We start from the raw sequence: 14,870 nt of genomic DNA on the forward strand, positions 1-14,870 counted from the left end.
TATCCATGGATATGGCAGGTACGAAGCGGCAGACGATTTCGGCAAGTCTCCGCCGCCTTCGCGGCTCCACCCCCCCTTCCCCTCCAACCTCAAACCTGAACCCCGAACCCTCAGATACTCACCTCCGCCCGGCAGTTTTCGGTCTCGGCAAGAACGACCCGCACCAACCGAACACCCGTGCCCGCGAGTTGCTCCGGCCCGACGACGTCCAGCAAGTACCGGGCCAGGTTCTCCGCCGTCGGGTTGACCTCCATCACAAAGAGCTTCTGCCCCGAGACCAGAGCCATCGCATCAAGCACCTCCCGGTCGTCTTTGCTACAGATGAACCCGTGGTCCCAATGTTGGTCGATCCAGCCGCCGAGTCGATCTCTTAGTACGCTGAAGTCCATCACCCGGCCGAGGCTGTCGAGCTGCTCGGCAGTGGCGTGGAACTCGACCGTGTAGTTGTGCCCGTGAACATGGGCGCACTTGCCCTCATGTTGCCGCAGGCGGTGACCGGCGCTGAATTGAATGGTGCGAACGATCGTGGTCATGACGGTCGGTGCCGGTTGTCTCCTCGCTCGGCGGTGGCGGTGACGCGGATGCCGCCGCGGGGGTTGAATTGCCCCCTCACCCGCAGCCACAACGGCCGGATCTGCTCGAAGAGGTCGGAGGCGATCCTGTCAACCAGGCTCTCGTTGAACCCCGGCTCGCTGCGATACTTCCACAGGTATAGCTTGAGCGACTTGGTCTCGACCAGAAATCGCCCGGGTACATACTCGATGATGATTTGCCCGAAGTCCGGCTGACCGGTCACCGGGCACAGCGACGTGAACTCCGAGCACTCCAGGCGCACGGTCATCGGCTGGCCGGACCATTCGATCAGGTCCACCTTCTCCGTCGGCTGGTTCGACGGTTTCCCCAGATGGTGCAGTCCGTCCATCCTCGTGCTCCTGCCGGTCGCCCAAACCCGGCTAACCTATTGTCCGCGATACACCGTCCGATCTGCAATACCGGCTTTCTGGAACGCTTCCCGCCGTTCCACGCATGTCCCGCAGGTGCCACAGTGAAGCTCTCCGCCCCTGTAGCACGACCATGTCCGCTCGAAGGGCACGCCGAGCTCCGCCCCAATACGGACAATATCGGCTTTGCTCTTGCCTACGAACGGCGCCAGCAACTCGATCGGCCGCCAGTCGCACAACCGAGCAACGCTGCGAACCGCCTCCACAAAAACCGGCCGGCAATCAGGGTAGATGGTGTGGTCGCCCGCGTGGGCCGCGTAAGCAACGGCGTCGTACCTCAGGCTCACCGCCCACCCGATCGCCACTGAAAGCATGATCATGTTGCGGTTCGGCACGATGGTGGCCTTCATCGTCTCGTCGGTGTAATGGCCGCTGGGGACCGGGATCGAGTCAGTCAGGGCACTTCCGGCCAGCAGCGACCGCAAACCCCTCAGGTCGGCAACGCGGTATTCGACGCCCACATCGCGACAGATGGCCTGCCCCGCGTCGAGTTCCCGCCGGTGTCGCTGCCCGTAGTCGACTCCCAGGCAGCGCACTTCATGACCTTCGGCGCGCAGCTTGTACAGCAACACCGTCGAATCCAACCCGCCGCTGTGGATCAACACAATCCGCATGACCGCTCAGAACGCTGTTGCCCGTCCTCCAGGGCGGCCGAGCCTCACCCGTGGCCAAACCCACCAGGCAACATCCGCATTCGTACAATACGAGGCCGGTCCTGCGTTTTCCAGCGGTGTCGCAGGGGATCAGGCCGCCAGTCAATCAGGTACGCCAATGAACGGCACAACCGCCAGCATCAAAGGTGGATACTCGCCCTCGATCGGAAGCAACCTGTTCAACGCATGCACGTAGGCCCAAGTAGGGAGTGGTCAGAATGGGAGCAGTACCGTCGAACAAGACCCCTTCGCCATCATCGACGGCGCTCAGTATCGTCGCCTGCCTGGCATGGCGGGCGATATCAGACCCCCTGGGGAACACGATCGGATCGAGCGTGGAAGCGGGCTTCTGCTTGGAATCGAATCCGCGAAACGCCCCGGCCAAAGCAATCGTCTGTTGAAGCATCGGAATGTAATGGTCGTAGATGCCCCGCGAAAACCCGCCTGGCGGCATGTACAGCAGGAAACACGCGTCGGGCGAGACACCCCGCACTGCTTCCTTGTATGCGGCGGTCTCAATCACCGATGGCCCCGGCCGTTCGGCAGCCTCGATCGCGTCCTTGAGCAGTTGCGGGTTCATCGTGATCAGCACCTCGTTGTCGAACACCGCGAAGTAAATCGTGAAATACATCACGTTGATGCTGATGACTGTTCGGCCGAGAACAGTCGAGGTGTGAGGTTGCACCGGCCCAATCGCGAAGGTCTGCAAGGCTTCCTTGAATGCCGCTGCATCGCGAACCTCCGAAATGACAACCGCATTGCTCAGCGGGAACACGTCGGCTATCGGAAAGCTGCCGTAGCGCCCCGGCATGCGGTAGATCAGGTACCGCGGCCCGAGTTCCTTGAGCACGGGCTGAAACGGCATCTCGAACATCGGCGCCTGCATGATGCTCTTCTCATCAGCACCAAACAGGTGCATGAAGATCGTGGGAAGGAACGCCATGAGGCTGCAGGCGTCGTAGACACCGGTGGTAAACCCACTGGAGTCCGCCGGTACACGTTTGAGCCAGGCCTCGTTGATGCGGGCCGTGCGGCTGTCCTTAAAGAGCCCGTATCGCTCCGGGCCGATCCGCCAGTAATGCCGGTTGCGATAGTGATCCTTCTCAATGAAGGTTGCACCGGCCACGGCGTCCAGGCTGTGCCACGACACCTGCTTCCACATCCCCTGATGATCCATGCCGTCGACCTTGCGCCACCAAGGCCGTAGGTCATAGTAGTACATCGCGATCGGTTGCCGTTGTTGCCCCTTGAAGAGCGGTCCGATCGATGTCTGAAACAGCTCGGAACGATCGAGCGAGCGTGCCGGAGCGGACGATTCCGCCGCCCATCGGGCCGCGCCCGCCCCCACGGCCCAGTAGCATTGTTCGTTGTTCCAGGCGGTGTGCAGGCCCGTGCCGGTCTTCTCCAACACGTCGAAGGTCAGGGATCCGATCTTCTCCTTTTCCAATTCCGCCTCGGCCGCCTCCTTGAGCGCCCCGATTGCTTTGCCATAGAGTTCCCCGAACGCCGCCTTGCCCTGCGGGCCGGGAGTGATGATCGCGAAGTTCTGGGTTCCGGGTTTGGCCGTTTTTCCTTGCTCCTCCTCTTCTTCACTCGACTGGGTCTCGCCCCCCGGTATCGGCCGCGTGACCATCACGAGTCGGTCGTGCAACGCCGACAGCAGAAACTGAAAGAAAGGAGACGCCGGATGCGACCGCTCGCCGGCAGTCTTGAATGCCTTGAAGAAGGCTTGTATCTGCGGGTCCTCGATGGCCTCCAGGGCCTGGGTGCCGGCCAGTTGGGGTTTCAGTTCCTCCCAGCCCATTCGAAACACATAGGCCGTGGTGTCATCGCCCAACCGCTGAATCTCAGGCAGCTTCGAGATTGCTGATGTTTGTGTCAAACGGGCGGCCGCATCCTGTGCCTCAGCCCGGGGTGTTGCGGACAAAAGCAGGCCGGCAAGCAGCACATGGGTCACTGCTGATACCAAGACATGGCGCGCAGAAACAACCAGTCCAAACATAGATGACATGGCGCGTTCTCCAATCGCTGAATGTTGCTCCCCTTGAACTTGGGCGACCTGACGCCCGCCGCCCGACGGGTTCGCATTCTACCGCCAGCATCTTGTTCTCGAAAGGTCAATACCTGTCACATGTTGGTTGCGATAACCAGCAGGCAGCAGTGTCGAGCGGGAACCGGGTCCGCGGCCAATTCGGTGCGGCTGGTCCATGGTTCCTCCAGGGGGCTCTTTCAAAACCGCGACCGCACCCGCCCTGTGCAGCCTTGGCGAAACAGGAAAGGACCAGTCCCCCCGTAGCGATGCCGCTTCGCGCTCCTGCCTTGCCCTTGTCCCGCTTGTGGGAGTCGGTCCGGGGCCCCCCGCTTACCGGCTTCGCCGTGGCGAGCGCTCGAGCCTGTGAAGGAGCCGCCCACAGTACCGCGACCCGCGGTACCGATTGACAGAATAAAAGGAACGGGACAGGCTTGCGTCCCGGTTTCCTTCCAGGTACTCATCTGCCCTTGGGGATGATGAATCCTCGGGAAACAAGCCCGTCCCGTTCCCATCAAGGACGCACGGGGCCGGTGCCAGAGCCGCACCCGCCCGTGCCCTACGCGATCGCCCACCGAATCCCTGCCGTCGCGTCACGTCACCATCATTCAACGCTTGCCTTTGGGCGGCGGAAACTTTGGCTTAGCCTTGCCCCTGTCCTTCGCCGCGGGATCCTCCTTGGTGACAGCCGTTGCCTTCGAGGTTTCAGAAGGAACCTTGCCGTCACCGGAGGCGGGAGTCGCGGCCGGCCGCCGCCGCGCAAGTATCTTCTCGCGGATCTCGTTGGCCAGGTCCGGATTCTCCTGGATAAACTGCTTCGCGTTTTCGCGACCCTGGCCCAAACGAACCTGTCCATAGCTGATCCACGCGCCGGTTTTCTCGATCAGGCCTTCAGCGATGGCCAGGTCGATCAGGTCGCCTTCGCTGCTGATGCCCGAATTGAACATGATGTCAAACTCCGCTGACTGAAACGGCGCGGCGACCTTGTTCTTGACGACCTTGGCCCTCACCCGGTTGCCGATGGCCGTCTCGCCCTCCTTCAGCGTCGTGATCTTGCGCATGTCCAGCCGGATCGACGAATAGAACTTGAGTGCCCGTCCGCCCGGCGTCGTCTCGGGGTTGCCGAACATGACGCCGATCTTCTCGCGAAGCTGGTTGATGAAGATCACCACGCACTTGCTCTTGGAGATGATCCCGGTGAGCTTGCGCAGCGCCTGGCTCATCAGCCGCGCCTGCAAACCGACATGCGACTGCCCTATTTCACCCTCCAATTCCGCCTTGGGCACCAGTGCGGCCACGGAGTCAACAACGATACAGTCTACCGCGTTCGAGCGAACGAGCATCTCGACGATTTCCATGGCCTGCTCTCCCGTATCCGGCTGGCTGACCAGCAGCTCCTCAAGCTTCACGCCGCATCGCTTGGCCCACGTCGGATCCAGGGCATGCTCAGCATCGATGACCGCCGCCACACCCCCGGCCCGCTGCGCGCTGGCGGCAACGTGCAGAGCCAGAGTGGTTTTGCCGCACGACTCCGGTCCGAATAGCTCCACAACGCGACCGCGCGGAATCCCATATCCGCCCAGCGCCAGATCCAGCGACAGCGTGCCAGTGCTGATACCGTCATGGACCGTCGTTTCGTGCTGGTCGAGCTTCATGATCGCGCCCTTGCCGAAGCTCTTCTCGATCTGTTGCAGGGCCCGGGCCAGGGCCTGCTCCCGGTTGCCACCTGTTGCAGTCGTTGTGCTCTGGGTCATGATTCGTGCGTCCTGAAAAAGTACCTCGATTCGCCAATGACGATGACAGTATACAACGCATCGTAAGTTAGGCAAGCGTTTGGTTAGGAAAATTTTCGGTTTTTTGACGCCTGCAAATTCACACGAGGGTTACCGCCAACCAGAACAATAGGAGCGATCAACTATAACTCCTTTATTCAAGGCATTTTATCGCACTCTACGAGCGGCTTCATCGGGTGCTCTTGTGAAGCTGACATCCGTATGCCCAGGAGCGATTCCCCGTCTATAATGTGCCCCATGATGTCCCAGCAGGTGCTCCACATCAAAGGCAGACCGCTCGTTCGCGGGGCAGGACCCTTCGTGTTCGGAGTGCTCAACGTCACACCCGACTCATTCAGCGACGGCGGCAGGTATGCCCGCGCTTCAGAGGCCATCGAGGCGGGCGTCAGAATGGCCGAAGAAGGCGCCGACGTGATCGATATTGGCGGCGAGTCAACCCGCCCCGGAAGCCAACCTGTGCCCGCAGACGAGCAGATTCGCCGGACCCGGCCGGTGATCGCTGAATTGGCCCGGCAGTTCGGCTCCCGGGGCCCGTCCATCTCCGTCGACACTCGGCTGGCCGAAGTGGCCCGGGCTGCGGTGGATGCCGGTGCGACCATCATCAACGACATCACGGCGCTGCGCGACGACCAGGCCTTGGCACCCTTGGCCGCCTCCACCGGCGTCGGGGTGATCCTCATGCACATGCAAGGCACACCGGCCACCATGCAGCAATGCCCGACCTACCGAAACGTTGTTGCCGAGATCCGCCAGTTCCTGGCCGAGCGTATCGTCGCCGCAACCACCGCCGGAATCCCGCTTGAGCGACTCGTCGTCGATCCGGGCATCGGCTTTGGAAAGACCACGACCCATAACCTCGAAATCCTGCGCCGTGCGGGCGAGTTCCGCGATTTGGGCGTCCCGGTACTTATAGGCCCGTCCCGCAAACGATTTATAGGAGAGGTACTGGGTATTCCCGAACCGATCAAACGCTTGTACGGCACGCTGGCGGCCGTGGCGGCCTGTGTCCTGGCCGGCGTCGAATGCGTCCGGGTCCATGATGTCGCTGCCTGCCGCCAAGTGGCCGACCTGTGCGCGGCGATCCGGTCCGCCGGTTGACCGTCGCCCACCCGCCAGAGTCAAATAAGCGGCAGAACTCTGGCGAGGAGAGGTGACCATGAAGCATCTATTCCTTCTCTGGCTCTTACTCTTGGGAGAGGTTCTCGTCAGCGGCGCCCGCGCCGAGGGACCGCTTCCGCGCCCGGCCACGATCTTCGAGGACCCGGCGGACGGCGGCCGAAACGGCGAAGTCCAACGAATGACCGACGCCCGCATTCACGACATGGTCGACGACCTTCTGGATTGGGATTCGTGCACGGTCGCCTACAGGAACCTGCTGGCCGAAGGCAAGGACTGTGTTCCGCATCTGCTGAAAGCCCTGAAAGATCCTCGGTTCCACCAAGGCCGAAGAAAAAGCCGCGGCTGGCAATGCCCCGTCAACGAAATCGTCGAACTCCTCATCAAGTTTGAACCCGAGATTGCGGCTCGCGAGTTGAAGACCCTCTTGAACAGCCCGAAGGGCGCGATTCGTAGAAAGGCGGCATTCTGCCTCGGCCGTATGGCCACGGACGAATGTGCCGAGCCGGTCAAGAACGTCCTGACCGGCAAGGACCATGAATTGCAGGTCCACGCAACCCGGGGCATCGCCGAGGCCGTTTCCGAGAACCGCCTCTCGAAGGCCTTCGGGGCGGCAGTGTTCGAGCCGCTCGTCGCGATCCTCTCGGCCGACGACGAGGTCTCGCACGAAGTGCCAAAGTGTTTGATGAAGATCGACGCCACGCGGGCTGCCGGCGTGCTGACAAATGACAAGTTCCTTGACCCCTCGAGCCGTTTGCTGGAGCCTGTTCTTGAGGCACTGGAACAGGGCAAGGTTGCCGTTCCCACGGACAAGATCATCCACCTGCTCGGCAAGTTGCGAGCCCAGGCCGCTCGCTATCCCAATTCAAGAGAATATGCCCTCGGATTGCTGATCCTGGCTCACAATCGCTGTCCGCAAACCGAGAGTCTCATCAGCCAGACGCTCGTTTGGGGAGACAAGGAAACCCGCCTGATGGCCATGCGCGCACGTTGCGTTTGGGAGGGTATTCCCGATCCCGACGCCTTCGTGGAAAAGTTGAACGAGGAACGCAGGCTGAGCGAGCTGTCGGATCCGCAAAAGAAACTCGTATACGTGATGAACCTCGAACACCACGTCGGAGACGACGGTTTCACCGACTACTTCACGTGTACCTGTGGTCGCAACGCCGCGTTGGCGGTCTCGGCCTTGCGGGAAATCGGAGCACTGCGGACGGCTCGGCTCCTGGAAAAAGCAATGCAGGAATTCGGCGACAAGGGACCTTCGCGCAACACCGATGTACGCAAACAGCAGGTATCCGAGATGACCGACGAGCAGCTCGAAAACCTCGACAAGCTGAGCGAGAGGTTTCGTAAGGACGAGGACGAAAGGCGCCTTCTGGTGCTGCAGTTCGCCCTCAAACACAAGGACCATTTCCGGCCGGCGATGACTTCGAAGACCGCAACCTCAGGCCCGGCCGCCAAAACCCCGGCAGCCCCCGCAACTTCCCAGGCAGGCGCAGAGTCAGCGCCCTCCGGATGACCCGATCGCCGCCATAAGCCTTGGCAAGCAGCGCTTCACCGGCGCGTCCCGCGGATTCCCTGTGCCGCCGGCTGAGCAATCGGGCAAGCGCGCAGCTTCTCAGGCATGAATACGGTTGTCTGGCCTATCTCTTCTCCGCACGAACGGCAATCCCTTGCCGGTACGGCGACAATTGGGGCATGCCCGTCCCACGGTGACGGCAATTCATGCCCGGTTCGTCGAACAATCATAAGGGGAATCGGTGCGACGGGCCTTCGTATTCGGTAGACTTGAAAAGTCAGGTCAATCACCTGACGATTCTTCTCGGAGGTCGCCGCCCATGGACGATCTTGGTTTCACAGGATCGACATCGCGGTCCACGGATAGCCTGCCCGCGGCTACCGACATCGAGCTGTTCTGCCCGCATTGCGACTACAACCTGCGCGGCCTCTGCCAAGACCGCTGCCCGGAGTGCGGCAACCACTTCAACCGTGAAAGACTCATTCGCTGGAGCACTGAACCAAACTTGCCGCTGGGCTTCACGCGCTCAGACAACCCCGACCAGCATGGCCGCGTGTTGACGAACAGCATGACCCGCCCGGCCCGGCTGGCCAGGGAACTACCACCCATGCCTTGCAAAGCCGGCGCAACGACGTACGGGTGGGCGATGCGAGGCGCCGGCGTGTTCGTCATCTTCATGGCCGCTGCGATCATGAGCTACGATGCGGATGCCGCGGGATATGCTCTTCTGTTTTCGGTCGGTCCCGTCGTCGGCACGCTTTTCTGTGAAGCGATCATCGCCCTGCTGCTGGCTCGCCTCGTCGAACCCTTGGCGGTGCTGAGGGGGGCCGAATATCGGTTCTGGCGCACCCTTTGTGCCTGCTTTTCCACTTACTTTCCCATCTCATGCGCGGTCGTGCTCTTCTTGCCGCGCATTTTCATCGAAATCGCCGATTCCTCGGCGACTCTCGACGATTTTGTCATATTCTGCCTGCAACTGGCGATGATGACCATTCCGGCTTTGATGATCCTGTGGTGGTGGCTGGCACTGGCCAAGGCGATCACCGCTCGCGGGCGGGCATCCAGCGGCAGGACCGCCGCCGTCTGGCTCATTCCGGTTGTGGGTTTGGTATCGGTGGGTGTCGGGTTTGCCCTGGACTACCTCCTGGCGATGATTCTGTTGTAGATAGGGCAGCGACGGCCCGCGTTCTTCTAACCGTGCTCCTTGCCCGCGTAGGTCTTGGTTCGCGTGTCGACGCGGATGACGTCGCCGGTCTTGAGAAACAACGGCACGCGGATTTGCAGGCCGTTTTCCAGGGTCGCTTCCTTGGTAATGTTGGACGCGACGCCGACGGAGTGTTCGGGCGGCGCGGTCATGGCGATCTTGACCGCGATGGTGTCGGGCAGGTCGAGGAAGGCCGGTGAACCGTCGATAAACGAGACGCGGTATTCCTGGCCCTCGACCAGGAATTCGCTGCCCCCGCGAATCTGTGCCTCGCTCAATTCATATTCCTCAAACGTTTCGCAATCCATGAATACCCGCGTCTCATCCCTACGATACAGATACTGCATCTGCCGATAGGCACGGGCTACCTCGTTGATCGGTTCAAGGTCGTTGAGGGTGCGGTCCACCGGCCGACCGTCGCGCACGTCACGCAGGGCCACGTGGACGGTCGGCTTCTGCTTGCCGGTATGTCGCTCCTGGAAATCGGCGACCTCGTAAACATGGTTCTGGTGCCGGATCAACATGCCGCGTCGCAATTGGGTCGTTGCCATGCTCGTGCCTCCTGTAGAAACAGGCGAAATGGTTACCCAATCATTGTAGCATGCCGCTCGAGAGTCTGCATGCCCCACTTCGTTCGTGCGGCGATGGCCGGCTGAGCCGCGAGGCTCTTTCAGCAGCCGGAGATCTCCAACGGCAGGGCACCCAACGGCAGCGGGCCACAACCAGGCTGCCCCCTTGCAGTCGCCGTTCTCAAAGATAGGCCCCGGAAAGAAACCTTCGCATTCCCCCGCCGCCGCAATCCCCCCAGAATCAACGATTTATCGCACGAGACCGCCTGGAACTCACAACCGGCGGAAAAGACCGGCTTCTTTCACGCTTGCACAACCCCCGGCGGCAAGATACGTTGCCATCCGGTCAGCCTTGCGCGGCTGAGCGCTTGCGTCACAATTGTTAATGCCTTGCGGAATAGCTGAATGCGGGCCGCTGGCGCGGGCCGCCGCAAGCATACAGGACTCCATTTCCCGTAGGCCCCGGCGACGGCCGGGGGGCACCATGGGCTGAACGCCGAACCCCGATGGGCCGCTGACAGCGGCGCCGTGCAGGAGGAGCCATTCATGGGTGGTTTGTTTGCCGCAGTCTCCCGTGACGATTGCACACACGACCTTTTCTATGGGACCGACTACCACTCCCATCTGGGCACCAAGCGAGGCGGGCTCGCAATGGCCAACGGCAGCGGCTACACCCGCTTCATTCACGATATCACCAATGCCCAGTTCCGATCCAAGTTTGAGGACGACATCCGCCGCATGCACGGCCATCGGGGCATCGGCGTCATCAGCGATTACGAGGATCAGCCGCTGATCATCGGCAGCCACCTCGGTGCCTACGCCATCGTCACCGTCGGCGCGGTCCGTAACGCAGACACCCTCGCCGCCAAGGCCTTTGGCGAGCGCCGAATTCACTTTTCGGAAATGAGCGGCGGCGAAATCAACCCGACGGAACTGGTAGCCACGCTGATCAATCAGGAAAGCTCCTTCGTCGATGGCATTCGAAACGTGCAGGAGTCGGTCGACGGCTCATGTTCGCTGTTGCTGCTGACCAGGGAAGGTATCTATGCCGCCCGCGACAAGTATGGCCGAACCCCCCTGGTGATCGGCCGCAAACCCGGAGCTTGGGCGGTGACCCTTGAGACCACGGCCCTGCCCAACCTCGGTTATGAAGTCGACCGGTATCTGGGCCCGGGCGAGATCATCCTGGTGACACAGGACGGCGTCGAACAAAAGAGCCCGCCCGGTGACCAAATGCAGATTTGCTCGTTCTTGTGGGTCTACTACGGCTATCCGGCGTCGAGCTACGAAAACATCAACGTCGAGGTCGTCCGCTACCGCTGCGGGGCGGCCTTGGCCCGTGGCGACAACGTCGACGTGGACCTCGTGGCCGGTATACCCGATTCGGGCACCAGCCATGCCATCGGTTACGCCAACGAAGCCGGCGTGCCGTACCAACGACCGTTCGTCAAGTACACGCCCACCTGGCCGCGCAGCTTCATGCCGCCGGACCAGCAAACCCGCAATCTCGTCGCCGGCATGAAACTCATTCCCATCCGCGAGCTGATTAAGGGCAGGCGCCTGCTCTTCTGCGAGGATTCGATTGTCCGTGGCACCCAGCTTCGCAAAACCATTCGGTCGCTGTTTGACCACGGGGCCACAGAGGTGCACATGCGGCCGGCTTGCCCCCCGCTGGTCTTCGGCTGCAGGTTTCTCAACTTCTCGCGATCCAAGTCCGAGTTGGACTTGGCCGCAAGAAAGGCCATCAAGGAGATGGACGGCCGCCATCCCTGCCTCAGAGAATATGCCGACTGCAAGAACCCCAAGCATTGCGCCATGGTCGACCGGATCCGCCATCAGCTCGGCCTGACGACCCTCAGGTATCAGACGCTCGATGACCTCGTCGCCGCCATCGGACTTCCCAAGGAGAAACTCTGCACCTATTGCTGGGACGGCGTCGACAACCGCCGCGGACTGCTCTGCGACCATCGCACTGCGGCAAAAGCAACGCCGCAACCCGTCCCGATCGACCCCGGCCTCACAACGCCGGTTGTTCCGCCCAAGGTGCTCAGGCGCCCCAAAGTAACAAGCAGGTAACGCTCACCGGTGCGCAACGCGCTCCCCGTCTCTGCGAGGACCGGACAGTTGCGACACGCTTTGCCCCCAGGAACCGCGCTACCCCCCGGAGAAAACAACTCTCACCGTCCAAATTGCACGGATCAACGTCGACAGGGCGCCGCTGCGGGTACGCCCACACCGCTGAAGCAAGCCTGGCAGACCGCGAAATCAGCTTGGTCGACGTCAAAGTCGGCGTCGAAATCCACGCTGCTGCAGTCGCCGAGGCAGAGGACGCCCGGTCCGCAAGCACGGGATTCGAACGCGGCCATATCGGCAGTGTCAACGTCGCCGTCGCGGTCGCTATCGCACGCGATCAACGGCGGACAACCGTTCGAATCAACGCTCACTCCCAAAACCGTGCCGGGACAAAGATCGCAACCGTCCACCACGCCATCCACGTCGGTGTCAGGGTCACACGCGTCGGGAATGCCGTTCGCATCACAATCAAAGGGGATACGTATGGCGCCGACGGCGTCGAGATCAAAACCGGTGTAACCGCCGGCCGCACCGGTTCCGTTGCCGTCGATGCGCAGAAAGCGGATCCACGGCCGGCCGGTGATGCCCAGATCATATGACCTGGCAAAGCTTATATTGGTGTATGATTCATCGCCGGGAATCCGAATCGCAGAGCCTTCCGTCTGCTTGACGCTCACGAACGAAAGCCCGTCCATGCTTACAAGGACGTCCATCAGACTGAATTCCGCAGAGCCGCTGTCCACCTCATATACGGTGACATCGGCGCCCGGCCCGTCAAAAACGAGGCACTCAAATGAATACGTGACAATCTGGCCGCCAAGACCAAGGTAAACGCCGTCCGGCGGACCGGTAAAATAGCTGTCCGCGGCTCCGGTCGTGTTTCCCGCCGGAGACACGGGGAATGAGCAAGCCGCGCCGCTGACTTCACAACCGTCCGGGACGCCGTCCACGTTGCAATCGCTGCTCAGGCCGCAACCCGGTAGATCACAGGGGCCGCCGGTTTCCCCGCAACTGATATCGCGCTCATCGACAATACCATTGCTGTTGCAGTCCGCCCTAAATAGCCTTTTCGGAATAATACAAAGGAAGCTAAAATGAGATAATTAGAACCTTACGGCCGGATATCGGTGCGGCTTGCGCGCATGTTTCTGGATCGCAGAGCACTTGGGTTGCGGCCCGCAAAAAGACGGTCCGCCAAGCCCTCCCGGGGATCATCGTCGAGGTCCGCATGGACAGCGCCTTCTTCAGCGACCAGATCGTCTCCGCAGTGGACCGGCACGACATCGAGTTCACCATCAGCGTGCCCTTCGAGCGATTCACCGAGCTCAAGCCGATGATCGAAGGACGGAAACGATGGCAGCGGATCAACGGCGAGGTGTCTTACTTCGCGGCCGACTGGAAGCCCAAGGTCTGGAACCAGCAGTTCCGCTTCCTCTTCGTCCGCACCCTGGCCAAACGCCGGCACAAGGAGCCGGTACAGTCATATCTGTTCATCCCCCACCAGACCGGATTCGACTTCAAGGTCATCATCACCAACAAGACCCTCGCCGCCGGTCATGCCGTTCTCTTCCACGAAGGCCGTGGATCACAGGAAAACATCCTCGGTGAACTCAAAGCCCACTGCCAGATGGACTACGTGCCGGTCACCCGGCGAATCGGCAACCAGCTCTGCCTCCTGGCCGGCCTCTTCGCCCACAACCTCGCCCGCGAACTCCAGATGGCCACTACCCCGCCATGCCGACAGACCACCGCCCAACGCCCCGCCCTTTGGGCCTTCGAGAAACTCGATACCCTCCGAACAACCTTCCTGCACCGCGCCGGCCGACTCACCCGACCCCAGGGAATCCTGACCCTCACCCTCAACGCCGACGAGTGGTTACGCCGGCGAATCCTCAAAATCATCAAAACCCTCAACAACTTCCCAAAGCTGCTTGAAGCCGTCAAAATATGCCACGCTGGGATATCTTGTGCCGTTCCCGCCGGAGCTCCGGTCTTCACTCGGAACGCTGCAAGCCTGCTTCATGTCGCCCAGCGCTTCAAGAAGACCTGAAGTCAAAGTCGTCCTTTGCCGAAGAAACCGCTGCGGCTGCCGCCTCAGGCTCAGCCGTGCCGGAGCGTATCGGACCTTGCTCGCGAGATCGTCCGAGGTTCGACTGCGGGCGTAACGCGAATGACAGCCTGGAAACGAGGGAATGAGATGAAGTCGCGATTGCTGACCTGGGCAGGCGCAGTGCTCATCGGGGCCGTGGCAGGATGGTACGTCTTCTCCGGCGACATTTCCGACCCTTCCGCGTCGCAGGCCGCGGGAGGAGGATCGGAGACACCCAGGGTGTCGAAAGAGCTCCTCGGCGTCCTGGAGGGGCGGTGGGTGGAGATCAACGGCGGCGACGCCGCGCATGCCTCCGTTCTCTGGTTCCATCTCTGCAACAAGGACGGCCGTTTCGATGCCAAAAACAACAAGTTCGGGAATTACCAGGAACTCAACCAGGATCACAATCAGTTTGCCGGCGACATCATTCGCCTGGAGGGCAGCGAAATCGAAGCCGTTCGGATGATGGGCCAGACCGTCACCTATCGTTATCATAAAGGTCGCCTCCAACGCGTGAGCGACGGCGCGATCTTTGAACGTCCTTAGCAGGCGGTTCCCACACCTCTACGCATCGGGCCCCAGGCACAGGCGAAGGTTCTTGTCGTCAAAGAAGGCCTCAATGCCCCCGGGTTCTTTCAGACCGGCAAAGGTGTACTCCTTGCCCGCGAGTGGCTCAGGCTGCGGCCTGCGGCGAGCCAACAGCCCGAGCACAATCTCCATCATCTTGGTGTTGCATCCGCTCGGCCCGGAATCCTTTCCGGGCCGCATCCTCGCTCGCTCGGCCCGGAATCCTTTCCGGGCCACATTCTCGCTCGCTCGGCCCG

General features: G+C 61.4%; 14 protein-coding genes. 6 read left to right on the top strand and 8 right to left on the bottom strand.

Going from position 1 to position 14,870, the window contains the following annotated elements; translation table 11 throughout:
- Positions 1 to 110: 110 nt before the first annotated feature.
- From PLL20_18825 to recA, 5 genes are all read right to left on the bottom strand, one after another.
- Complete coding sequence (locus PLL20_18825; GenBank protein HPD32050.1) at positions 111 to 533, bottom strand: 6-carboxytetrahydropterin synthase; 423 nt, start codon at positions 531 to 533, stop codon at positions 111 to 113.
- Positions 530 to 922 (bottom strand): preQ(1) synthase, encoded by a 393-nt coding sequence (gene queF / locus PLL20_18830; GenBank protein ID HPD32051.1) that lies wholly within the window; start codon positions 920 to 922, stop codon positions 530 to 532. Before queF ends, PLL20_18825 begins: the two co-directional genes overlap by 4 nt.
- A gap of 36 nt (positions 923 to 958) precedes the next feature.
- A complete protein-coding gene (queC, locus tag PLL20_18835) occupies positions 959 to 1,615 on the bottom strand; it encodes a 7-cyano-7-deazaguanine synthase QueC (protein HPD32052.1) in 657 nt (218 codons plus the stop codon).
- A gap of 145 nt (positions 1,616 to 1,760) precedes the next feature.
- Positions 1,761 to 3,665, bottom strand: coding sequence for a hypothetical protein (locus PLL20_18840; GenBank protein HPD32053.1), 1,905 nt, complete (start codon positions 3,663 to 3,665; stop codon positions 1,761 to 1,763).
- Positions 3,666 to 4,291: 626 nt separating this feature from the next.
- Positions 4,292 to 5,437, bottom strand: coding sequence for a recombinase RecA (gene recA / locus PLL20_18845; GenBank protein ID HPD32054.1), 1,146 nt, complete (start codon positions 5,435 to 5,437; stop codon positions 4,292 to 4,294).
- Between the two features lie 276 nt (positions 5,438 to 5,713).
- Here recA and folP point away from each other — a divergent pair, with 276 nt between their 5' ends.
- From folP to PLL20_18860, 3 genes are all read left to right on the top strand, one after another.
- Entirely contained in the window at positions 5,714 to 6,574 is an 861-nt protein-coding gene (gene folP / locus PLL20_18850; protein ID HPD32055.1) for a dihydropteroate synthase, read from the top strand.
- 58 nt (positions 6,575 to 6,632) lie between these two features.
- Entirely contained in the window at positions 6,633 to 8,111 is a 1,479-nt protein-coding gene (locus PLL20_18855; protein ID HPD32056.1) for a DUF4375 domain-containing protein, read from the top strand.
- Positions 8,112 to 8,430: 319 nt separating this feature from the next.
- Positions 8,431 to 9,276, top strand: a complete 846-nt coding sequence (locus PLL20_18860) for a hypothetical protein (GenBank protein ID HPD32057.1) — start codon at positions 8,431 to 8,433, stop codon at positions 9,274 to 9,276.
- A gap of 26 nt (positions 9,277 to 9,302) precedes the next feature.
- Here the strand turns inward: PLL20_18860 and PLL20_18865 are convergent, their stop codons facing one another.
- Complete coding sequence (locus PLL20_18865; protein ID HPD32058.1) at positions 9,303 to 9,866, bottom strand: hypothetical protein; 564 nt, start codon at positions 9,864 to 9,866, stop codon at positions 9,303 to 9,305.
- 564 nt (positions 9,867 to 10,430) lie between these two features.
- Here PLL20_18865 and PLL20_18870 point away from each other — a divergent pair.
- Positions 10,431 to 11,960: an amidophosphoribosyltransferase gene (locus PLL20_18870; GenBank protein HPD32059.1), complete on the top strand. Its 1,530-nt coding sequence runs from the start codon at positions 10,431 to 10,433 to the stop codon at positions 11,958 to 11,960.
- Positions 11,961 to 12,082: 122 nt separating this feature from the next.
- On the opposite strand, the gene PLL20_18875 is transcribed toward PLL20_18870, so the two are convergent.
- Entirely contained in the window at positions 12,083 to 12,907 is an 825-nt protein-coding gene (locus PLL20_18875) for a thrombospondin type 3 repeat-containing protein (GenBank protein ID HPD32060.1), read from the bottom strand.
- A gap of 173 nt (positions 12,908 to 13,080) precedes the next feature.
- On the opposite strand from PLL20_18875, the gene PLL20_18880 reads away from it, so the two are divergent.
- Positions 13,081 to 14,007, top strand: coding sequence for a transposase (locus tag PLL20_18880; protein HPD32061.1), 927 nt, complete (start codon positions 13,081 to 13,083; stop codon positions 14,005 to 14,007).
- Positions 14,008 to 14,154: 147 nt separating this feature from the next.
- Positions 14,155 to 14,592 (top strand): hypothetical protein, encoded by a 438-nt coding sequence (locus PLL20_18885; protein ID HPD32062.1) that lies wholly within the window; start codon positions 14,155 to 14,157, stop codon positions 14,590 to 14,592.
- Between the two features lie 18 nt (positions 14,593 to 14,610).
- On the opposite strand, the gene PLL20_18890 is transcribed toward PLL20_18885, so the two are convergent.
- On the bottom strand, positions 14,611 to 14,870 hold a 260-nt coding region (locus PLL20_18890), incomplete at its 5' end, for a hypothetical protein (GenBank protein HPD32063.1).

The sequence above is a fragment of the Phycisphaerae bacterium genome (genome assembly GCA_035384605.1).
Taxonomy (GTDB): Bacteria; Planctomycetota; Phycisphaerae; order UBA1845; family PWPN01; genus JAUCQB01.